The organism is Maribacter antarcticus DSM 21422 (assembly GCF_000621125.1).
Lineage (GTDB): Bacteria > Bacteroidota > Bacteroidia > Flavobacteriales > Flavobacteriaceae > Maribacter > Maribacter antarcticus.
The window spans coordinates 172,279-194,539 of record NZ_JHZC01000004.1 but is presented as its reverse complement, the minus strand read 5'-3'; the positions used below and the strand labels follow the sequence as shown (position 1 = coordinate 194,539).

The following is a 22,261-nucleotide window of genomic DNA, read 5'->3' as shown; positions in this document are numbered from 1 at the left end:
TTTAAGGTGCAAGTCGCTCTATTTTCCAATCAAAATCCGGCTGAAGGCTATAGCGTATTCTATCGTGCAACCTATTGGGTCTTCCTTGCCAAAATTCTATCGAAACCGGCTTTACGATGTACCCACCCCAATTTTTTGGCCTTTGAATTTCCTTACCCTCATAAGCTAGCTCTAGCTCTTTTAGCTTAGACTCTAAAACTCCTCTAGAAGGAATTACCGAGCTTTGATCAGAGGCCATGGCTCCTAGCTTACTGCCATCTGGTCTAGATTCAAAATAACCATCAGAAAGATTTTCTGCTATTTTCTCAGCCTTGCCTTTTATAATAATTTGGCGTTCTAAGCCAGGCCAAAAAAATGAAATACAGACCTTCGGGTTTGTGGCAATAGCCCTTCCCTTTTCGCTATCATAATTAGTATAAAATATAAAACCCTCATCGGTGTACTTTTTTAAGAGTACCACCCGGCTTTTTGGGTAGCCGTCTAAACCAGCAGTAGAGACAGTCATAGCATTTGGCTCCTCTACGCTATCCGATTGTTCGGTTTCATAAAACCAAGTCTGGAACAATTGCATTGGATTATCCGACACACGCTCCTCTATCAGTTCACTTTTTTCGTAAGATTTTCTATAATTACCTAGATCTTTCTGCATATAACACCCTTAAATAACAAGATAATCAAAGTTGAGGAAAAGATGGGACATTGTAAAGCAAGAATTTTGCTTTTAGGAAAAATTTAATTAGAAAAAAGAATCCTATTATAGCTTAAAACTCAAAACACTTACCATCATCCCCCAATTCAGTATTCTCAAAAACCTGTTGGGCCTCCTCCTTAAAAAGGGAAATAGATTTGTATCTGGTAGAATAATGTCCCAATACCAAGGTACCCACCTTTGCGTCTTTGGCAATCTTGGCGGCTTCGGTTGCCGTAGCGTGTTTGGTTTTTTTAGCCAAAGGAGCTTCCGACTCTAAGAATGTTGCTTCGTGGTACAGTACATCTACTCCAGCTATAATGGGAATAATATCAGGTTTGTAGGCAGTATCACTGCAAAAGGCATAAGACTTTGGTTTTGATGGGTCAATTGATAGCAGTTTGTTTTCTATCGTTTTGCCATTATCCAAGACCACATCCTTTCCATTTTTTATATTTTGAAAATAGACTTTATCAATTTTATATTCGTTTACCGCATTGATATCCAACTTTCGTTTCCCAATTTTTTCACGAAATAAATAGCCATTGGTATACACTCTGTGCTCTAATGGTATGGTTTTTACGCTTACTTTTTCATCTTCATAAACAAGGATACTTTCCTTAGAAGTTAGCTCATGAAAATACAACGGATAATTGGTCCATGAATCTCCTAGTTTCAATAGTAAGGTAATGGCTTCCTTTATCCCTTTTGGACCATATACATGCATCTCTTTATCTCTTCCCAACAATCGAAACGTAGAAATTAGTCCGGGCAGGCCAAAGAAATGATCACCGTGTAGATGAGAAATAAAAATATGGTTAATTCTGGAAAACTTGATTTTATGCTTACGTAATTGCACTTGTGTACCTTCCCCGCAATCTATCAAAAACATATGATTTTTGATTTCCAGTACTTGAGAGGTTGGGTTTGTAAGGGTTCTGGGTGTAGCGGCATAACAACCGAGTATGGTCAACTTCACAGTCCAAGGTCCCTTTCTATTTCCTCCATTTCAATAATATCCTTGGCCTCTTGCAGGGTTGGGGTTACCATGATTTTATCCGGCACTTCGTCATAAGAAACTTTGTTTGTTACAATAACGAACGATTTTCCGTTTTCTTTATGGTTCTTAGATAGCTCCAAAAATTCTAGGACATCGCTAGCGGTAAGTGTTTCAAAAGAAAATAGATTTACAATCAAATTATCATGCTTAACCTTTGCATAGGCCTGGTTCAGATTTTCTAAAAAAGTAGCGATGGAAATTTTTTCTTGGTATACAATGGATGTAGTTCCGTCTTTATCAAAAATCATAGGGCTATTGTTTAATCTTGGAAGCCAACAAATAAATCACGGCCATACGGATGGCTACACCGTTTTCCACCTGGTTTAGAATTATCGATTGCTTAGAATCTGCCACATCGCTGGTTATCTCCACACCCCTGTTTATTGGCCCAGGGTGCATGATTACGATTTCCTTGTCCAAACTGTCCAACAACTTTTTATTAACTCCAAATTGTTGTGTGTACTCCCGAGTTGTAGGAAAGTAACTGATATCCAAGCGCTCGTTCTGTATGCGTAACATATTGGCAACATCACACCATTCCAAGGCTTTTCTTAAGTTGGTCTCCACGCCTACTCCTAAAGATTCTATATGTTTGGGAAGCAATGTTTTGGGGCCACAGACCTTTACATGGGCACCCTGAAGTTTTAACGCAAATATATTGGAGAGTGCCACACGAGAGTGTAATATATCCCCAACAATAACTATATTTTTACCTGCAACATCACCAAGTCTCTCCCTAATCGAATACGAATCCAAAAGTGCTTGGGTGGGATGTTCATGGGCTCCGTCACCTGCATTTATGATAGATGCCTTAACGTGTTTAGAGAGGAAAATTCCCGCTCCGGGATTGGGATGGCGCATAACTACCATATCCACTTTCATGGATAAAATATTATTAACCGTATCGATGAGTGTTTCCCCTTTTTTTACTGAGGACTGACTAGCTGAAAAATTAATAACATCTGCGGAGAGTCGTTTTTCAGCAAGCTCAAAGGACAACCTGGTACGTGTACTGTTTTCAAAAAAAACATTAGCAATGGTAATATCACGTAAGGAAGGTACTTTTTTAATAGAACGATTAATGACTTCCTTGAAATGATCTGCAGTTTCAAAAATAAGTTGAATGTCTGACTCCTTCAGGTATTTAATTCCCAATAAGTGATGTACACTCAGTTCGCTCATTTTCTATCTATTAATCAAATATATTACATCCTCACCTTCATTCTCTTTCCACATCACTTTTACCTTTTCTCCATCAATAGCATCTACCTGTCTGCCTCTATAGTTGGGCTGTATGGGTAAGTGTCTACTAAATCTGCGATCAATCAAGGCTAACAATTCTACTTCGGAGGGTCTTCCAAAGGATTGCAGTGCGGTTAAGGCTGCGTTAATACTACGCCCGGTATAGAGCACATCGTCTATCAAGACTACATTCTTATCCTCAATGAGAAAATCGATTTTGGTCTTGGTAGCCTCTAAAGGTTTGTCTCCCCTTCTAAAATCATCACGATAAAAGGTAATATCCAGCACCCCAACATCTATATGCTTAACGCCATATTCCTCCTGTAAAATCTTATACAAGCGCTGCGCCACAAATATTCCGCGCGGCTGCAGGCCTATTAATACTGTATTTTTAAAATCTTGATGGTTCTCAAGCAATTGGCAAGCCAAACGATGTAGAATGATGTTGATTTCTTTTGAGGATAGTAATACTTTTTGACCCATAATAGTCCATCACGCATTTAGCTCCACAAAAATAGGGAATTCTAGCTAAAGCACGAGTGAATAACATTTTTGTGTTTTCTCAAGCTAAGAATACTGCTCCAATCCTAAAGAATCTGCAGTTCAACACAGTTTACCTTGTCTAAAATGAGCCTATGTTACTTTTATAATAGGTATACCTTATGCCTAAGCTATAATTTAGATACTTTTTAATAATGAAGTGCTAGCCTTACCCCATTGAAAAATAGATTTAGCATACAAAACAGATATCCTATTCCTTTTCCGAATAACAACACCATATCTCCTTGTTGCGGTATCCTCAATACTTAGGGATTTAACTAAATATTTGTTAAAAATAGTGAAAATATTGCTATTTTTTCTTAGTTTAAACACACACATAAAAGTATTACTATGAAAAAAGTAAGTATACCTATCGTATTTGGATTGATAATCGTTCTTTCTATTCTTTCCTTTTCAAAGCTTTCCCAAGAATACCTGCTTCTGCAAAAAGTAAAGGCGATACTTGTGGACTACAGCCGTAACCTGGCGCCCGAAAAAACATACCTGCATACGGATAAGGATTTCTATACCAACGGGGAGACCATTTGGTTTAAGACCTATCTTGTAGATGGTATTTCGCATGACGGTTCCGATAATAGCAAGGTGGTGTATGTAGAACTGGTTAACGCTCAGGACAGTGTAATCGTGCAACGCAAACTGTTCGTGGATGACATCGGCGCCTCCGGAGATATACAAATCGATGATAATATCGCACAAGGGGAGTATACCCTGCGTTCCTATACCAAGTACATGCTCAATGAGGCGAATCCGGTAGTTTTCGAGAAAAGCATCCCCATTTTTGTTCAGGAAATACGCACTGGACTGAGCGCGGAACAAGTTCCCCTAGCAAAGGCCCTTCGTGGTTTTGAACGGAATACAGACAATGCCATGTTCGGTAAACCAGATATCAAATTCTTTCCCGAAGGAGGCCATCTTGTTAAGGGCTTACCTGGTACCATGGGGCTCGAAGTACTTGATACCAAAGGCAACGGGGTAGCGCTAAAAGGCTATATCAAAAATTCGAAGGACGAGATTGTAGCACCTTTCGAGAGTTTTGAATTCGGCCTTGGAAGTGTCGGTTTTGTCCCTTTACCGGGAGAGCAGTATTATGCAAGTGTCATTTTTAAGGGAACCGAACAGAAATTCCCATTACCCGAGGCCTTAGCATCTGGTTATATATTAAGCCTCAAGAACCGGGACGACCATGTGCTGGTGCAGGTGGCGAGCACAACCGAGAACGGCCTTGAAGGTACCTTGTTGGTGGGCCATTTAAGAGGTGACCTTATATTCAAAAGAATCGGTAGCTCCCAGGACAATGCGTCCTATGCCACCAAAATATACACAGAAGAACTTCAAGACGGGGTCGCGCAGTTTACCCTCTTTTCCGGTGATGGCGAGCCTATAAGCGAACGACTTGTTTTTATAGACAATCCAGAAAACGATACTCGTTTGACCATTTCTGCACCCACAAAGACCTTTGGTCTTCGTGACAAGGTGAATCTAAGTATGGCCTTGACCGATGAAGAGGGTGAGCCCTTGAAAGGGGATTTCTCCATGGGTGTCGTTTCTAAGAACGGTAGTAAAGGAGCTTCTAATAATATAAGGAGCTGGCTGTTGTTGGATTCTGATTTTGGTGGCAGTGTAGAGAACCCAGATTTTTTCTTTGCAGAGGATTCCAAGCAACGTAAATTCTTATTGGATGCCCTGATGCTTACCCATGGCTGGAGACGATTTATTTGGAAAGACATGCTTTCCAAAAACGTAAGCAAAATTCCAGAATATGCTCCTGAAAAAGGCATTATGGTGACCGGTAGAACCACCAAGTTCAAAAGCCCTTTCCAGACCAAACAGACCGTAGCCACTTTAAACCTGTTCGGTCCCGAGCTTATCAATTCCAAAAAGGAGACCAATACTCAGGGAGAATTCGTTTTTGGGCCTTTTTATTTCAACGGCAGCCTAGACGCTACGGTAGAGGCCTACGATTCCGAACCAAAATTTGAGTACAAACGAAAAGATTTTTCTATCTTTTTAAACGAACAGAACCAAAAGCTAGCCTCAAAACTAAAAAAGACCGAGCGTACCGACCGCAGTACCGTTGAACTTAGTCAGGAATATCTAAAAGAGGAATACAGGAAAAAAGTCAATGATTTTAAATATGATCCTACTAAAGTAACCCAATTGGATGAAGTCATCATAACCGAAAAGAAAAAGACAAGAACCCAAATATCTCTTGAAGCAAATCCTACATCCGCATTAACCAGGAGCCTATTCTCTAGGCGTGTTTACACAGAGGACATTTCAGGAAGCGAGGCATTGAGTGCAATGGATCTATTGCAGAGAATGCCTGGGCTTATAGTTACAGGTGTATATCCGAGACAGAACGTTCAGGCTAGTAGATTTTCTTTCGTGGCTGGCAACGACCCATTAATTCTTATGGACGGCATAGCTACTAGCTTAGTAACGCTTCAACCCTTAAGAGCCATAGAGGTCAGTTTTATAGATTATGTTTTTGGTTCCGACACTGCCCTATGGGGAAGTCGAGGTGCTAACGGTGTTATCGCCGTGTACACCAACCCCGATATTGACACAGATAGAATAGTCCCAGAAGAATATCCAGGAATTGCCATGTTTAAAATACCCGGTTTCTATAAAACAAGGGAGTTTTATACCCCGGACTATGTCAAGGAAGACCCGGAAAAACCCGATTACCGCACTACCCTATACTGGAAACCGGAACTGACCTTCAACAACGAAGGAAAATCGACCATTGATTTTTTTACCGGGGATACTACCGGAGAGTTTTTGGTAAAAGTAGAAGGGATTACCAATGACGGAAGACCCGTTAATGGGCTATATGATATAGCGGTGGTGGAATAACAAAAAAGATTACTATGAAAAAAATAGGCGTATATTCAATACTAGGATTGGTTGTAGCTTTCTCTATTCTTTCCTTTTCAAAGCTTTCCCAAGAATACCTGCTTCTGCAAAAAGTAAAGGCGATACTTGTGGACTACAGCCGTAACCTGGCACCCGAAAAAACATACCTGCATACGGATAAGGATTTCTATACCAATGGGGAGACCATTTGGTTTAAGACCTACCTTGTAGACGGTATTTTGCATGACCGCTCTGATAATAGCAAGGTGGTATATGTGGAACTGGTTAATGCGCAAGACAGTGTAATCGTGCAACGGAAACTGTTCGTGGATGACATCGGCGCCTCCGGAGATATACAAATCGATGATAACATCGCACAAGGGGAGTATACCCTGCGTTCCTATACCAAGTACATGCTCAATGATGCCGATCCAGTCGTTTTTGAGAAAAGCATCCCTATTTTCGTTCAGGAAATACGCACTGGACTGAGCGCGGAACAGGTTCCGCTGGCAAAGGCCCTTCGTGGTTTTGAACGGAATACCGATAAGGCCATATTCGGCAAACCGGATATCAAATTCTTTCCCGAAGGAGGCCATCTTGTTAAGGGCTTACCTGGTACCATGGGGCTCGAAGTACTTGATGCAAAAGGTAACGGGGTAGCACTAAAAGGCCATATCAAAAATTCAAAAGACGAGATTGTAGCACCTTTCGAGAGTTTTGAATTCGGTCTAGGAAGTGTCGGTTTTGTCCCTTTACAGGGGGAGCAGTATTATGCAAGTGTCATTTTTAAGGGAACAGAACAGAAATTCCCATTGCCCGAGGCATTAGCATCTGGTTGTATATTAAGTCTTAAGAACCGGGAGGACCATGTTTTGGTGCAAGTGGCAAGCACAACAGAGAATGGCCTTGAAGGCACTTTGTTGGTGGGCCATTTGAGGGGTGACCTTATATTCAAAAGAATCGGTAGCTCCCAGGACAATGCGTCCTATGCCACCAAAATATACACAGAAGAACTTCAAGACGGGGTCGCGCAGTTTACCCTCTTTTCCGGTGATGGCGAGCCCATAAGCGAACGCCTCGTTTTTATAGACAACCCCGAAAACGATGCTCGTTTGACCATTTCTGCACCCACAAAGACCTTTGGTCTTCGTGACAAGGTGAATCTAAGTATGGCCTTGACCGATGAAGAGGGTGAGCCCTTGAAAGGGGATTTCTCCATGGGTGTCGTTTCTAAGAACAGTAGTAAAGGAGCATCTAACAACATAAGAAGCTGGCTACTGCTGGATTCTGATTTAGGTGGCAGTGTAGAGAACCCAGATTTTTTCTTTGCAGAGGATTCCAAGCAACGTAAATTCTTATTGGACGCGCTGATGCTAACCCATGGCTGGAGACGATTTATTTGGAAAGACATGCTTTCCAAAAACGTTAGTAAGATTCCGGAATATGCCCCTGAAAAAGGCATTATGGTGTCCGGTAGAACCACCAAGTTCAAAAGCCCGTTCCAGACCAAACAGACCGTTACCACATTAAACCTGTTCGGACCCGAGCTTATCAATTCCAAAAAGGAGACCAATACTCAGGGAGAATTCGTTTTTGGGCCTTTTTATTTCAACGGCAGCCTAGACGCTACGGTAGAGGCCTACGATTCCGTACCAAAATTCGAGTACAAACGAAAAAATTTTTCTGTCTTTTTGAACGAACAGAACGAAAAGCTAGCCTCAAAACTTAAAAAGACCGAGCGTACCGACCGCAGTACTGTTGAACTTAGTCAAGAATACCTGAAGGAGGAATACCGGAAAAAGGTCAACGATTTTAAATACGACCCTACAAAAGTGACCCAGTTGGATGAAGTCATCATAACCGAAAAGAAAAAAACAAGAACCCAAATATCTCTTGAATCAAATCCTACATCCGCATTAACCAGAAGCCTGTTCTCTAGGCGTGTTTACACAGAGGACATTTCAGGAAGCAAGGCATTGAGTGCATTAGATCTAATACAGAGAATGCCCGGAATTATAGTTAGCGGTTCATATCCGAGACAAGAAATCAGGATTATTGGCATGGGGCAATCATCTGTCATGGCAGGCTCGGACCCATTGGTTCTTATAGACGGTGTACAATCTGATTTTGAATTTCTTCGAATACTAAGAGCCATGGACGTCACTTTTATAGATGTAGTTTATGGTTCGGACACTGCCTTTTGGGGAAGTCGAGGAGCTAATGGCGTTATAGGAGTGTATACCAACCCATATATTGGCATAGACCGATTGGTTGTAGAAGAATATCCAGGAATTGCAAGGTTCAAAATACCTGGTTTCTATAAAACAAGGGAATTCTACATCCCGGACTATAGTAAAGAAGACCCAGAAAAACCCGATTACCGCACTACACTATACTGGAAACCAGAACTGACCTTCAACAATCAAGGAAAATCGACTGTCGATTTTTTTACTGGGGATACTACCGGTGCATATTTGGTAAAAGTAGAAGGGATTACCAATGACGGAAGACCCGTGAACGGACTATATGATATAGAAGTGGTCGAATAACAATACGAAACTTCTTAAGATTTTATTGTCTCAACAGGAACGTGTTGGCTATCTTTTTGAATTTGATACTTGAAGCAAGCATAAAATTCTTTAAATAAAAAATTATCGCCTAGCCTACTATTGAATTTTACCATAATCAAACAGTTCGTATAAAATTCAAACAAAAAACCCTTGACTAAATAGTCAAGGGTTTTTAATATGATTGCATTATAAATAAAAGCTTACTTCTTTTTAGACTCAGCTTCCATTTTTTCTTTTAATTCTTGCAACGCATCGTTCGCATCACCTAGAGTTGTCTTAGCTTCGTCCGTACTTGCTGCTTGTCTTTTGACAGCTGCTTTTACGTTACGTTGCTCTTCTTCCCTAAAGATAGCAGTATGACTAGCTACCACACGCTTAAAGTCTTTATTGAACTCAATAATCTTGAATTCTGCTTCATCGCCTTTCGTTAGTTTCTTACCATCTTCTTTCTCTAAATGACGTTGTGGAATAAAGGCTGTAATATCCTCGTTAAAGTCTATCGTTGCTCCTTTATCTACAATTTCAGTAATGGATGCTGTGTGAACAGTACCTAAGGCAAATTCCTTCTCGTACTTATCCCATGGGTTTTCCGTTGTTTGTTTGTGACCTAAGCTAAGCTTACGACCATTAACATCCAACTCCAGAACTTCCACTTCTAAAGTATCACCAACATTGGTAAACTCAGATGGATGCTTCACTTTTTTCGTCCAAGAAAGGTCAGAGATATAAATCAAACCGTCGATACCTTCTTCTAATTCTACAAACACACCAAAATTAGTGAAGTTTCTAACGATACCGCTGTGCTTTGAAGCTACAGGGTATTTTGTTGTAATATCAGTCCAAGGGTCTGGCGTCAATTGCTTGATACCTAAAGACATCTTACGGTCTTCACGATCAAGAGTCAATACAACCGCTTCTACCTGGTCACCAACTTTAACGAAATCCTGAGCGGAACGTAAATGCGTAGACCAAGACATTTCAGAAACGTGTATCAATCCTTCAACACCTTCAACAACTTCGATAAATGCACCGTAATCAGCTATAACTACTACTTTACCTTTAACTTTGTCACCAATTTTAATTTCATCACTAAGGGCTTCCCAAGGATGCTTCTCTAATTGCTTAAGACCTAATTGTATTCTAGATTTGTTCTCATCAAAATCAAGAATAACAACGTTTAATTTCTGGTCTAGCTCTACCACCTCGTTCGGATGATTAATTCTACTCCAAGAAAGGTCTGTAATGTGAACCAAACCATCAACACCACCAAGATCTATAAAGACACCATAAGAAGTGATGTTTTTAACAACACCTTCTAATACTTGTCCTTTTTCTAGTTGACTAATGATTTCTTTTTTCTGCTCCTCAATATCAGCTTCAATAAGCGCTTTGTGCGAAACAACAACGTTTTTAAATTCATGGTTGATTTTCACCACCTTGAATTCCATTGTTTTATTTACATACTGGTCGTAATCGCGAATAGGCTTCACATCAATTTGTGAGCCTGGCAAGAATGCCTCAATTCCAAAAACATCAACAATCATACCCCCTTTAGTTCTGCACTTTACAAAACCACTAACGATTTCCTCATTGTCATGAGCCGCATTTACACGATCCCAAGCCATAATAGTACGAGCCTTTCTGTGTGAAAGTACGAGTTGCCCACTTTTATCCTCACGGATATCTATGAGTACCTCTACTTTATCCCCTACTTTTAAATCGGGATTATAACGAAATTCGTTCAAGGAAATAACTCCTTCAGATTTTGCGTTAATATCAATAATCGCCTCTCTATCCGTAATATAAACTACTGTTCCCGTAACTACTTCCTCATCGGCAGTATCTACAAAGTTCTGTGCTACTAATTCCTCGAATTCTTTAAGTTTAGAATCGTCAACACGCTCAATTCCTTGCTCGTATTTCTCCCAATTAAAGTTTTCTAAAAATTCTTGAGGGTCTTGAACAGGAACCTGTTCTTTTGTTTCTTGAACTACTTCCGCAGTTTCTGGAGTTGCTGTTACAGTTTCTACCGCTTCAGCTGGTTTTTTTTCTTCAGCCATTTGCTGATTATAAATTTGTATTCTACAATATTGCAAGAGCTAAACGGCTATTGTAGAAGTTGTTATATTTTTCTTTTTAATCCCTTTTTCGCTCTTAGCTTCGCCGTGAAAAAGGGGTGCAAAAATACAACTTATATCCTATATTACAAACACTATTTATGTTTGTTCGCAACAAGATGTGGTATTTACTCATTTATTAGAGGATACCACAAAAAACAAGACCTCAAAACTACTACAGCTACCAAGATAATCACAGGCTATCCCTTTGGCATAATGTGCCCTTAGAAATTGAGAACTTCGCCTGCTAAAATGACAACAGCACATAATAATAATAGCAAATATTTTGGATGCCAAAAATCTATCCGCCAATATGCCTTTGTTTCTTTTGGTTAAAGCAAAAAGCAAAATCTTAAACACGCTCATAGGCGCTTTTTTGGTTAGCCCTTGTTGTATCTTTTCTGGTATCGCTCCAACCGCGTCGTAAATGGAGAAATATGAACTCCATTTACCCGGAAGTAAATCAATAGGTACAAAAGGATGTTACCATGGTAACGCGGACCAAAGGCCAACAAATAGTCAACAATTATAAGGCTATGCGACGCATTCATTAACACTAATTTAACGTCAATTTTATAAATGTTTAACAAAGACAAATTCTTTAAATCAGTATCTTGTTTAGGGATGTAAAAGGACAAACTATAGGCTTAAGTAAAACTGCTTATTGTTCCAAATTTTGGAAAACAACCTTAAAATTGACTAACTATGAACTATCGATATTTGTTTTTAGCAAGTATACTTTTTTATCTAGTTGCCTGCACTAATGACACAGCTACCGACGATACCACTATTGATGATAGTGAACCAATTGTTAGAACGCGTCCTAACGCCAACTACGAAGAGTACATCAATAGGTTTGCATCGGAGGCAGCCGCGAGAAATGTTGGTATTGTCCCCGGTTCTATAAACTTAGTAATCTCGGACACCTTAAATTTTTAATGCGGATGGGGCGACCCAAGGAATAGAACTGTTCAAATTAGTAGAAGACCAGAATGCTGGTCTGAACGGAACGACGCTGACAGGGAAATTTTAATGTTTCATGAACTAGGGCATGCCGCTTTAGAACGCGGGCACAACAATACACTACTCCCCAATGGTGATTATAAAACAATGATGATTAATGGACTGCTATTTGGACTATACTCCAAGGATACCCCAGAAAAAAGAGCTTATTATTTGGATGAGTTATTGGATTCCAGCACCCCTATACCAAGTTGGGCTTTCGCTAAAGTGAATCCTACGGTTATCTTCAATGACTCCATCAATAGCACTGATACTAATTGGGAATATTCAAATACTACAAACAGCACCCATTCAAGTGAAATAAATTCAACCATTTTTTCAACACCGGGCTCTAGTTTAAAAATTAGCGCTAAGGAACCTTCTGCATTTTCTTTTTGGAGATACAGATTCTCACCAGAAGGCCTTAATCAAGGATCAAGGCTGACCATGGAGGTAAGCGTCAGGTTGGAGAACGTGACCAATGACGGAATATCCATTGCTATGAGGGGTGACTCAGATACCGATATGGTTTTCTTTAATACCACCCAAGGAACGACAACCATAAATGGGACGTCACCTTTTACAACATACACTGTAGAGACACCTTACTATGTTGAAACGGTTGATACGATCAACTTATTTCTAATTTTGGCAGGAAACTCTACGGGAACTGTTTATTTTGATGATATTAAAATTACGAGTTATAACTAAGCTCCAAATTGGATATTTAAATACAAGTATATAAGCGTTAAAAAAATTAAGTTTAATAAAAGCTGGTACCCAAAAACGTTTAGGTTTTAATTTTCTTTAGTACCTAAATTTTATATTTACATCTATGGAATTCTCCTGATTATCGGCTAGGTAATCATAGGTACTAATCCTAGATTTCAATTAATGTTATCTGGCAGTTCACAAAACAACAATGTTTTTTTTATGGTTCAATTATTACAATAATTAGTATCTTTCGTAGACAATATTAACCATTAAATATACGAATATGAGTGTTAAAGAAAAATACCAAGGTGTTTTAGATCTTGGTGAGCAATTAGAAATTAAAAATGGAAACGTTACCGAAGAAGGAAACGTTCTTAAAATAAAAGGTGAAGCAAATACACCTTATGAAAAAGATTTAATTTGGGACAAAATTAAATCTTTAGGAGGCGAAAGTGCTTCAGACATAAAAGCAAACATTACCGTAGCGGATGAAACTGTATATCATAGACATACAGTAACTGGTGGTGAGTCCTTGAGTAAAATAGCGAAGCACTATTATGGCGACGGTATGAAATACAAGCAAATTTTTGAGGCGAACACCAACATTCTCAAGAATCCGGATGTCATACATCCAGACCAGATTTTGGTTATTCCAAATCCATAAGTTAGACAAAAGACTACACTTAAAAAATGCCACTGATACATCAGTGGCATTTTTTAAGTGTAGTCTTCTGACTTTCTTATACCTAAAAGCCTTCCTATACTTGCTTTTCTATTACCCGAAGGGCAAAATTATGCATCCGCTCAAACTGCTCTTTGAGACCCATATCACTATTATCAAATTCAATGGCACCAGACGACTTCATTAACGGGGAAAACTCGCGGTGCGAATCGATATAATCTCTTTTTTCCACATTCTCCAATACCTCTTCATATCTGATTTTCTCCCCCCTATCCAACAACTCTTTATACCGCCGATATGCTCTTTTTTCTGGCGATGCTGTCATAAATATTTTCAGCTCAGCCTCCGGAAAAACCACAGACCCAATATCACGACCATCCATCACAATACCCTTCTTCTCTCCCATCTTTTTCTGCAATGCTACCAGCTTAATGCGCACTTGTTCTATTTCTGCAATATGACTTACATTCCTAGACACTTCCATCTTTCGGATTTCGGCCTCTACATTTTTATCATTGAGGTACATTTCCGAAAAACCTAAATCTTCATTAAAAACAAATCGCAATTGAATCTTCGATAGCGCTGCTACCAAACCATCCCTATTTTCAAAATTAGCTCCAATAAAACCTTTATTCATGGCGAATAAAGTAATGGCCCTATACATGGCACCAGTATCCACATATACATAACCTAAGGCCCTTGCTAATTGCTTGGCCAAAGTGCTTTTACCTGTGGATGAAAATCCGTCTATTGCAATAGTTATCTTTTTCATTGCTACTGAATTTAGTTCAGACTTTTTAAAAATAAGCGATAGAGTTGAATGGCCTCTAATGTTTATCAATTTATTCTTAAAGCTTCTTTGCGTTCTTCACTTTTGTGTTTGTCAAGGCAATAGCTATGACCTCATGCATATCTTTCACGTAATGGAAGGTAAGGCCCTTGATGTAATCTGCCTTAATCTCTTTGATATCGCGCTCATTATCAGCACAAAGGATAATCTCCTTTATTCTGGCACGTTTTGCAGCCAATATTTTCTCCTTGATTCCACCCACAGGCAGCACCTTTCCCCTAAGCGTAATTTCACCTGTCATAGCCAAGCTTTTCTTCACCCTCCTCTGAGTAAATAAAGAGATTAAGGATGTTAACATCGTTATACCTGCACTTGGACCATCTTTTGGCGTTGCACCTTCTGGCACATGAATATGCACATTGTACTTTTCAAACATCTCGGCATCCAAGCCAAAGCGTTCTGCATTGGATTTTATATATTCCATCGCTATTGTGGCAGATTCTTTCATCACCTTACCAAGGTTGCCCGTTATTGTCAAGGTACCTTTTCCTTTGGACAAAATAGATTCTATAAACAGAATATCGCCACCTACGCTAGTCCAAGCCAAGCCTGTAACTACTCCTGCTACTTCATTGTTCTCGTACTTATCGCGCTCCATTTTTGGGGCGCCCAAGACTTTAATGATTACCGCATTACTTACTTTGATATCATATTCCTCCTCAATTGCAATAGACTTTGCAGCGTATCGTACCATTTTGGCAAGTTGCTTTTCTAAAGAACGTACACCAGATTCCCTTGTGTAGCCCTCCACAATCTTCTCTAATTGTGGTTTGCCGATTTTTAAATGGCTAGCATCCAATCCATGCTCCTTTAATTGTTTTGGCAGTAAATGCTTCTTTGCAATTTCCACTTTTTCCTCAATGGTATAGCCACTTACGTTTATGATTTCCATACGGTCTCGCAAAGCGGGCTGTATGGTTCCCAAATTGTTAGCGGTAGCAATGAACATCACTTTAGATAGGTCATAGCCCATTTCCAAGAAATTATCATGAAACTCGCTGTTCTGCTCAGGATCCAACACCTCCAACATGGCAGAAGATGGGTCGCCCTGATGACTGTTGGATAGCTTATCTATCTCATCCAAAATAAAAACCGGATTTGAAGTTCCTGCTTTTTTTAGACTTTGAATAATTCTTCCTGGCATAGCACCTATGTAGGTTTTACGATGGCCACGTATTTCGGCCTCATCTCGTAATCCACCTAAAGAAATGCGAACGTATTCCCTACCCAATGCTTCCGCAACGGATTTACCCAAAGATGTTTTTCCAACTCCCGGAGGGCCATAAAGGCAAAGTATGGGAGACTTCATATCGTTCCGCAGTTTTAATACAGCCAAATATTCTATTATTCTACGTTTCACATCTTCCAGACCGTAATGGTCTCGATCTAAGATGCGTTCGGCACGTTTTAAATCGAATTTATCCTTTGAAAATTCGTTCCATGGCAGCTCTATAAGAAGGTCTAGATAGTTGCGCTGTATAGAATATTCCGCTACTTGCGGATTCATGCGCTGCATTTTTGCCAATTCCTTCGTAAAATGTTCTTTTACTATTTTGTCCCATTTCTTCTTCTTGGCCTTGGTACGCATTTCATCCAACTCATCATCATGGGAAACACCGCCCAGCTCCTCTTGAATGGTCTTCATTTGTTGATGCAAAAAATATTCTCGCTGTTGCTGGTCCAAATCGCTGCGTACCTTGGACTGTATATCGTTTTTCAACTCCAGCTTCTGCATCTCTACATTCATATATTTCAAGGTCGCCAAGGCACGATCTTGGAGATTACCAATCTCCAATAATTCCTGCTTTGCCTTCACGTCCAAGTTAAGATTGGAGGATACGAAATTGATTAAAAAAGAATCACTCTGAATATTTTTAATAGCAAAAGAGGCCTCACTTGGAATGTTTGGGTTGTCTTTAATAATCTTCAAGGCCAAATCCTTAATAGATTCAATTATAGCCAAAAACTCTACATTGTTGGTATCGGGCCTAAGTTCTGCTGTTTCTCGAATGGTTGCTGTAAAATAAGGTTTTTGCGTAAGTACCTCGGCAATTTCAAAACGCTTTTTACCTTGGATAATTACCGTAGTATTACCATCAGGCATCTGTAGGACCCGCAAAATACGGGCAACGGTTCCTAGCGTGTTGATATCCTTTATCTCTGGGTTTTCAGTCTCCTCATCTTTTTGCGAGACTACCCCAATCACTTTATTTCCGCTATTGGCGTCCTTTATTAATTGGATAGAGGAATCCCTGCCTGCCGTAATTGGTATTACAACGCCCGGAAACAACACCGTATTCCGCAAGGGAAGTATAGGTAAGGTTTCAGGTAATATTTCTCCATTCATTTGTTCTTCGTCCTCTGCCGTGAGCAAGGGAATCAACTCCGCTTCATCGTCTATACCCTGTAAGGACATGTTGTCAAAGTTTGAAAATTTAGAATCTCCCATATTTATATATCGGTCATTCTGTCACGTGTGTGACAGAAAAATTAGTTTTACAATTCGTTTTAAACATCGTGCAACTCCTTAAATGCCGCATATGATACACATAAGGATGCTGCCCTACCTCTGCAATTCAATTCTCATGCCAACATCGAACTAAAATCAAACCTATCCAAAGACAATTATTAATACCCCAGTGCTTTTTGAATTAAATTGAATTCTTTTATCTCAAACTGTAACAATCCGTAACTTCCTCCCTCTATAAGACAAACCAATCACTTTTTTGAGCCAAAAAGAAGTACATATTGATGCATTATTGCAATCGTGCATAAACGGAAACCAACGTGCACAGCTAGAAGTTTACAACAGGTACTACAAGGCCATGTATAACACGGCCGTACGTATTGTAAAAGATAGCGCGGAAGCAGAAGATGTGATGCAAGAATCGTTTTTAAACGCGTTTACGAAATTGCACACATTTAAAGCAGAAGTAAGCTTTGGCGCCTGGTTAAAACGAATTGTAATAAACAACAGTATTTATCATTACAAAAAGCAACGAAAAAAAAATGAAGTTGCTTTAGATGATATAATTTATAAGGTCGAAGATAATGACGGAATTACTTCGAATCATGTGTTTGTAAATCAAAAGGCTCAAAAAGTGATGGAGACCATGAACCGCTTAAAAGATAATTACAGAGTTTCTTTGACCTTACATTTAATTGAAGGATTCGACTATGAAGAAATAAGTGAAATTATGAATATAAGTTATGCTAATTGCCGCACTACTATATCCAGAGCAAAGGAAAGTTTAAGAAAGAAAATAGAAATCACCCACTGATGGAGAAAGACAACATCGAACAGTTATTCGAAAACCTAAAAGGTTCTTTTGATACACAAGCACCTGAATACGGACATGAAGACCGATTTTTGGAAAAAATGAATCTTGGAAATAAGGGTGCTACATCACCTATCAAAAAAATAGCTTGGTGGAAAGGGGTATCCATTGCGGCATCTGTAGCAGTCCTTATTGCCGTAAGCATTGGGTTCTTTAACCAAAACCCTTCTATAGAACAGCAGGTAGCCAAGGTATCCCCAGAGGTAGCCAACAGCCAGTTTTATTTTGCTAGTCTTATTGAAGACCAGCTGAAAGAATTACAGGCGGAAAGTAGTCCAGAAACTCAAAAAATTATTTTCGATACCATGTTACAGCTAAAAAATTTGAAAACTGCTTATGGCCGTTTAGAAAAAGAATTACTGAATGGTGGTAACAGCAAATTACTACTTAGCGCCATGATCATAAATTTTCAAACGAGAATTGATTTATTACACGATGTGCTTGAACAAATAGAAACTATAAAAAACTATAATGATGCGAACTATACTCTATAAATATACATTTATAATATGGGTGCTAAGCCCTATCTTTTTGTTAGCCAACAACGATATACTTGACGGTAAATACACGAAAGAGAAAACCATAAAAAAGGAATTTAACGTGTATGCGGATGCCTTATTAAAAGTAGACAATAACTATGGCAATCTTAATATAACCTCTTGGAACGAAGACCGAATTGTTATCGAAGTGCATATAAAGACTAGCGGCGACAATGAAGAAAAGGTGCAAAGCAAACTGGATGGAATTTCGGTAGACTTTGACGCAAGCAACAGTATGGTTTCCGCGAAGACGACCTACGGTGAACAAAAAAGCAGTTGGGGATGGAACTGGGGTAAGAACAACAATGTGAATATGCAAATTAACTACTCGATAAAAGTTCCCATAAAGAATAGTGTAAACTTAGACAACGATTACGGAAACATTATCCTAGATCGAATAGACGGACATGCGAAAATAAATTGCGATTATGGAAGGTTGGAAATTGGCGAACTACATGGTAGGAATAATCAGCTAAATTTTGATTATACCTCAAAGTCGACCATCGGTTATATAAATAGCGGCGAAATCCGAGCCGACTATTCTAGCTTTACCATTGAAAAAGCAGGTAATTTAATCGTAAATACTGATTACACCAACGCAACTATTGAGCAAATGGAAAACCTAGAGTATACCAGCGACTATGGAAAAATAGCCGTAGGAGAGGTAATAAATATTAGTGGAACCGGGGATTATATTACAATAAAACTCGGTACTATTCACGGGAATGTAAACCTAGATTCTGATTATGGTTCCATACGAATAGAGGAACTTGCCGAGGATGCAGGAAATGTTTCTATACGAACAGATTATACGGGTGTAAAAATCGGCTATAATGCCAACTATCATTTTGATTTTGACATTACCACCAGTTATTCTGGAGTAAGTGGTAAAGATGATTTTGAGATTAACAGTAGTACTGAAAAATCCTCCAACAAGCATTATGAAGGCTATTATGGTAGCGCTAATAGTGGCAATAAAGTACTATTAAATAGCGATTACGGAGGTATTAGCTTCACCAAAAAATAATACTAATTATATCAATCTAAGCATAAACAAAATGAAAAAAGGAATCGTATTAACCCTAATATTGGCAATCGCAGTATCCTGCTCATCACAATGGGGTAAAAAAGTTAAAGGTAACGGAGATAAAGTAAGCATAGAAAGATCTACCGATGACTATGATGAAATAGCGGTTTCCGGATGGTTCGATGTGAGTTTGGTAGATGGAAAAGAAGGGCAACTAATCCTAGAGGGGGAATCCAACCTTTTGGAGTATATCACTACCGAGGTTAAAAACGGCAAGCTGTACATAAAAACGGAAAATAATGTAAACCTTAAACCTTCTGATTGGAAGAACGGAATCTATATTACCGTGCCAATAAAAAAAATTAGCGGTATTTCATTATCCGGATCGGGCGATATTGTGGCTAAAACAACAATCAAGACAGAAAAATTAGAGACGGTAATGTCCGGTTCTGGTGATATTACTTTGAATGTAGAAGCCAGTGCCGTCAGTGCTAGCATGTCCGGATCTGGCGATATTACCTTAAGCGGAAATACTACCGATTTTTCAGCAACTATTTCTGGAAGTGGGGATATCAAAGCCTTTGATTTAGTGGCTGATAATGTAGAGGCCACCGTTTCTGGGTCCGCAGACATCAAAGTAACAGCTAATAAAATACTAAATGCTAGGGTTTCTGGTTCTGGAGATATTACCTACAGAGGCAATCCAGAAAAGCTCGACACCAAAACAGCCGGATCCGGAGATATTTCAAAAGATTAATATCAAAATAGTGAACAATCAGTAACAGGAAGAGTCCCTTTTTTAAAGGGACTTTTTATTCGGCACCCTTAGTAATAATAAAATTCCTACCAAAAAGAATAAGAATAAAAATAGTATCGCATACCGCATACTACTTACATGGTCTACCACTGCAAAAATGACCATCCCTATAACAATACCTATCTTTTCGGCAACATCATAAAAGCTGAAGTAGGAGGTCGTATCATCTGTTTCTGGCAAATACTTAGAATAGGTAGAACGTGCCAAAGCTTGCACCCCACCCATAACCAGTCCTACAAACCCGGCAGCAATATAAAACTGCATAGGCGTTTTCATGAAATAAGCATAAAAACAAAGGCACAACCAAATAAAATTAACAAAAATCAAGGTTTTTATATTCCCAAACTTAGCAGATGCCCTTGACGTAATTATAGCACCGACAACGGCAACTAACTGAATGACTAGAATACTAATAATTAGCCCTGTAGTTTTTTCACTATCCGTAGCCCAAGAAATTTCCTTTTCGCCAAAATAAACGGCCATCAGCATGATGGTCTGCACTGCCATACTGAATACAAAAAATGCAGTTAAGTAGCGCTTTAATGGTAAATTGAGCTTTAATTGCTGCCAAACCAATCGTAATTCTCGAAATCCGTTAAAAACGACATCTTTGGTCACTTTGTGCCCCGCACCTATGCCGTTTGGTAATACATAGAAGGTGTACTGGCTAAATAGCATCCACCACAATCCAACAGTTATAAAGGAGATTTTCATAGCCTCAAACTTGGCAGCGTTCGATTCTGCCTCCGTAGTACCAATATCAAACCCAAACCATTGCGGATTCATAACCATCGCCAAGTTAACGAGTAAAAGGAAAACACTCCCAATATAACCCATAGAGAAACCCTTGGCACTAATGTTGTCTTGCTGTTCCTCAAAAGCGATATCTGGCAAATAAGAATTATAAAAGACTAGACTTCCCCAATACCCAAGTAAACCCATAAAGTAAAAAAGAATACTCAAATGAATATGGTCCAAACTGAACCAATACAAACCAATACAGCCCGTGCCGCCCACATAGCAAAAGAATTTCATAAAACTCTTCTTGTTCCCTACATAATCTGCAACGCCAGAGAGAATAGGAGATAAAACCGCAACAACTAAAAATGTGAATGCCGTTACTATTTCAATAAGCACTGTGGGCTTCATCTCAAAGCCAAAAGCAGTTACCAGGGCTTCATCGGTTGTAAAGAGGGCTGAATAAAAAATAGGGAAAATAGAGGAAGCTATAGTAAGGGCATAAACAGAATTGGCCCAATCGTAAAAGGCCCATGCGTTCAATAATTTTTTACTTCCTTTAACTGGTATGGTTTTAATCATGGTAAAATATAAAAGCCGCCTTTGGACCAAGAACGGTTTCCAATATACAATAAAACTGGTATTCGTTTTTACTTAAATGCAGTTACTCCAAATTTAGCAGCTTCCGCAGCTGCTTCGGGTGCCCAAACAGCTAAATTATTGATTCTTGTATCATTTGAAGGGTGCGTACTCATAAATTCTGGTGGCGCCTCTCCCCCACTGTTGGCTTTCATTCGTTTCCATAATTCAGACGCTTGGTACGGATCATAACCAGCAATGGCCATAATCTGTAATCCAATACGATCTGCCTCTGTTTCATGACCACGACTAAAAGGTAGCATAAGTCCAACTTGCGAACCAATGCCGTAGGCTTGGTTAAACATTTCTCTTTTCTGAGAATTTTTTATAGCCACATTACCGGCAACAGCTCCAACCTGTTGCAAAGCACCTGCACTCATACGTTGCGCTCCATGATCTGCCAAAGCGTGGGCTACTTCATGTCCCATTACAACGGCTACACCAGTTTCAGTCTGAGTGATAGGAAGAATTCCTGTATAAAAAACAATCTTACCTCCGGGCATACACCAAGCGTTTACTGCTTCATTATCCACCAAATTATACTCCCATTTGTAATCGCTCAAATAGCCAGGATACCCATTTGCCGTTAGCCAACGCTCCGCAGCTGCAGATATACGCTGTCCTGTCCTAGTAATCATGCGTGCTTCGGCTGTTCCAGTCAGCACTTTATTTTTCCCAAGAAATTGGTCGTACTGCGCAAATGCTGTTGGGAAAATTTGGCTGTTAGGATAAAAATTAAGTGTTTTTTGCCCTGTAAAAGGATTTACTTTACATGCCGAAACGCCTATAAAAAGGGCCGTAATTAATACTATTTTTTTCAT

Annotated in this window: 19 protein-coding genes; 9 read left to right on the top strand and 10 right to left on the bottom strand. The window is 39.3% G+C overall.

Annotated elements, in window-relative coordinates:
• Position 1 precedes the first annotated feature (1 nt).
• The 5 genes from pdxH to pyrR form a co-directional block, all read right to left on the bottom strand.
• A complete protein-coding gene (gene pdxH / locus Q360_RS0100880; protein ID WP_027075405.1) occupies positions 2–649 on the bottom strand; it encodes a pyridoxamine 5'-phosphate oxidase in 648 nt (215 codons plus the stop codon).
• A gap of 112 nt (positions 650–761) precedes the next feature.
• Complete coding sequence (locus tag Q360_RS0100875) at positions 762–1,667, bottom strand: ribonuclease Z (protein ID WP_027075404.1); 906 nt, start codon at positions 1,665–1,667, stop codon at positions 762–764.
• Positions 1,664–1,996, bottom strand: coding sequence for a hypothetical protein (locus Q360_RS0100870; protein WP_027075403.1), 333 nt, complete (start codon positions 1,994–1,996; stop codon positions 1,664–1,666). The genes Q360_RS0100875 and Q360_RS0100870 overlap by 4 nt, the downstream gene beginning before the upstream one ends.
• Before the next feature lie 4 nt (positions 1,997–2,000).
• Positions 2,001–2,930, bottom strand: coding sequence for an aspartate carbamoyltransferase catalytic subunit (locus Q360_RS0100865; protein ID WP_027075402.1), 930 nt, complete (start codon positions 2,928–2,930; stop codon positions 2,001–2,003).
• Positions 2,931–2,933: 3 nt separating this feature from the next.
• Positions 2,934–3,473, bottom strand: coding sequence for a bifunctional pyr operon transcriptional regulator/uracil phosphoribosyltransferase PyrR (gene pyrR / locus Q360_RS0100860; RefSeq protein ID WP_027075401.1), 540 nt, complete (start codon positions 3,471–3,473; stop codon positions 2,934–2,936).
• 408 nt (positions 3,474–3,881) lie between these two features.
• Here pyrR and Q360_RS0100855 point away from each other — a divergent pair, with 408 nt between their 5' ends.
• Together Q360_RS0100855 and Q360_RS0100850 are read left to right on the top strand one after the other, a co-directional pair.
• Positions 3,882–6,407 (top strand): TonB-dependent receptor plug domain-containing protein, encoded by a 2,526-nt coding sequence (locus Q360_RS0100855; RefSeq protein ID WP_027075400.1) that lies wholly within the window; start codon positions 3,882–3,884, stop codon positions 6,405–6,407.
• A gap of 14 nt (positions 6,408–6,421) precedes the next feature.
• The gene (locus Q360_RS0100850; RefSeq protein WP_027075399.1) at positions 6,422–8,956 is read left to right on the top strand and encodes a TonB-dependent receptor plug domain-containing protein; all 2,535 of its coding nucleotides are present in this window, start codon (positions 6,422–6,424) and stop codon (positions 8,954–8,956) included.
• A gap of 221 nt (positions 8,957–9,177) precedes the next feature.
• On the opposite strand, the gene rpsA is transcribed toward Q360_RS0100850, so the two are convergent.
• Complete coding sequence (gene rpsA / locus Q360_RS0100845) at positions 9,178–11,037, bottom strand: 30S ribosomal protein S1 (protein WP_027075398.1); 1,860 nt, start codon at positions 11,035–11,037, stop codon at positions 9,178–9,180.
• Positions 11,038–11,799: 762 nt separating this feature from the next.
• Here rpsA and Q360_RS0100840 point away from each other — a divergent pair.
• The 3 genes from Q360_RS0100840 to Q360_RS0100830 all read left to right on the top strand — a co-directional run bounded on the left by Q360_RS0100840 (position 11,800) and on the right by Q360_RS0100830 (position 13,474).
• The gene (locus Q360_RS0100840; RefSeq protein ID WP_027075397.1) at positions 11,800–12,033 is read left to right on the top strand and encodes a hypothetical protein; all 234 of its coding nucleotides are present in this window, start codon (positions 11,800–11,802) and stop codon (positions 12,031–12,033) included.
• A 93-nt stretch (positions 12,034–12,126) separates the two neighbouring features.
• A complete protein-coding gene (locus Q360_RS0100835) occupies positions 12,127–12,807 on the top strand; it encodes a hypothetical protein (protein ID WP_027075396.1) in 681 nt (226 codons plus the stop codon).
• 286 nt (positions 12,808–13,093) lie between these two features.
• Positions 13,094–13,474 (top strand): LysM peptidoglycan-binding domain-containing protein, encoded by a 381-nt coding sequence (locus Q360_RS0100830; RefSeq protein ID WP_027075395.1) that lies wholly within the window; start codon positions 13,094–13,096, stop codon positions 13,472–13,474.
• A 94-nt stretch (positions 13,475–13,568) separates the two neighbouring features.
• Here Q360_RS0100830 and cmk read toward each other — a convergent pair whose 3' ends face one another.
• Positions 13,569–14,264 carry a (d)CMP kinase gene (gene cmk, locus Q360_RS0100825; protein ID WP_027075394.1) on the bottom strand — a complete coding sequence of 232 codons (696 nt, stop codon included), beginning with the start codon at positions 14,262–14,264 and terminating at the stop codon, positions 13,569–13,571.
• Positions 14,265–14,340: 76 nt separating this feature from the next.
• Positions 14,341–16,791 (bottom strand): endopeptidase La, encoded by a 2,451-nt coding sequence (gene lon / locus Q360_RS0100820; RefSeq protein WP_027075393.1) that lies wholly within the window; start codon positions 16,789–16,791, stop codon positions 14,341–14,343.
• A gap of 277 nt (positions 16,792–17,068) precedes the next feature.
• Here lon and Q360_RS0100815 point away from each other — a divergent pair, with 277 nt between their 5' ends.
• Genes Q360_RS0100815 through Q360_RS0100800 form a run of 4 tightly spaced genes read left to right on the top strand, consistent with a single transcriptional unit; the run spans position 17,069 to position 20,003 of the window.
• Positions 17,069–17,623 (top strand): RNA polymerase sigma factor, encoded by a 555-nt coding sequence (locus tag Q360_RS0100815; protein WP_027075392.1) that lies wholly within the window; start codon positions 17,069–17,071, stop codon positions 17,621–17,623.
• Positions 17,623–18,174, top strand: coding sequence for a hypothetical protein (locus Q360_RS0100810; RefSeq protein ID WP_027075391.1), 552 nt, complete (start codon positions 17,623–17,625; stop codon positions 18,172–18,174). The genes Q360_RS0100815 and Q360_RS0100810 overlap by 1 nt, the downstream gene beginning before the upstream one ends.
• Entirely contained in the window at positions 18,155–19,246 is a 1,092-nt protein-coding gene (locus Q360_RS0100805) for a DUF4097 family beta strand repeat-containing protein (protein WP_027075390.1), read from the top strand. The genes Q360_RS0100810 and Q360_RS0100805 overlap by 20 nt, the downstream gene beginning before the upstream one ends.
• Before the next feature lie 31 nt (positions 19,247–19,277).
• Positions 19,278–20,003, top strand: a complete 726-nt coding sequence (locus Q360_RS0100800; RefSeq protein ID WP_027075389.1) for a head GIN domain-containing protein — start codon at positions 19,278–19,280, stop codon at positions 20,001–20,003.
• 42 nt (positions 20,004–20,045) lie between these two features.
• On the opposite strand, the gene Q360_RS0100795 is transcribed toward Q360_RS0100800, so the two are convergent.
• Positions 20,046–21,383, bottom strand: a complete 1,338-nt coding sequence (locus tag Q360_RS0100795; protein ID WP_027075388.1) for an MFS transporter — start codon at positions 21,381–21,383, stop codon at positions 20,046–20,048.
• A 68-nt stretch (positions 21,384–21,451) separates the two neighbouring features.
• The gene (locus tag Q360_RS0100790) at positions 21,452–22,261 is read right to left on the bottom strand and encodes a M48 family metallopeptidase (RefSeq protein ID WP_027075387.1); all 810 of its coding nucleotides are present in this window, start codon (positions 22,259–22,261) and stop codon (positions 21,452–21,454) included.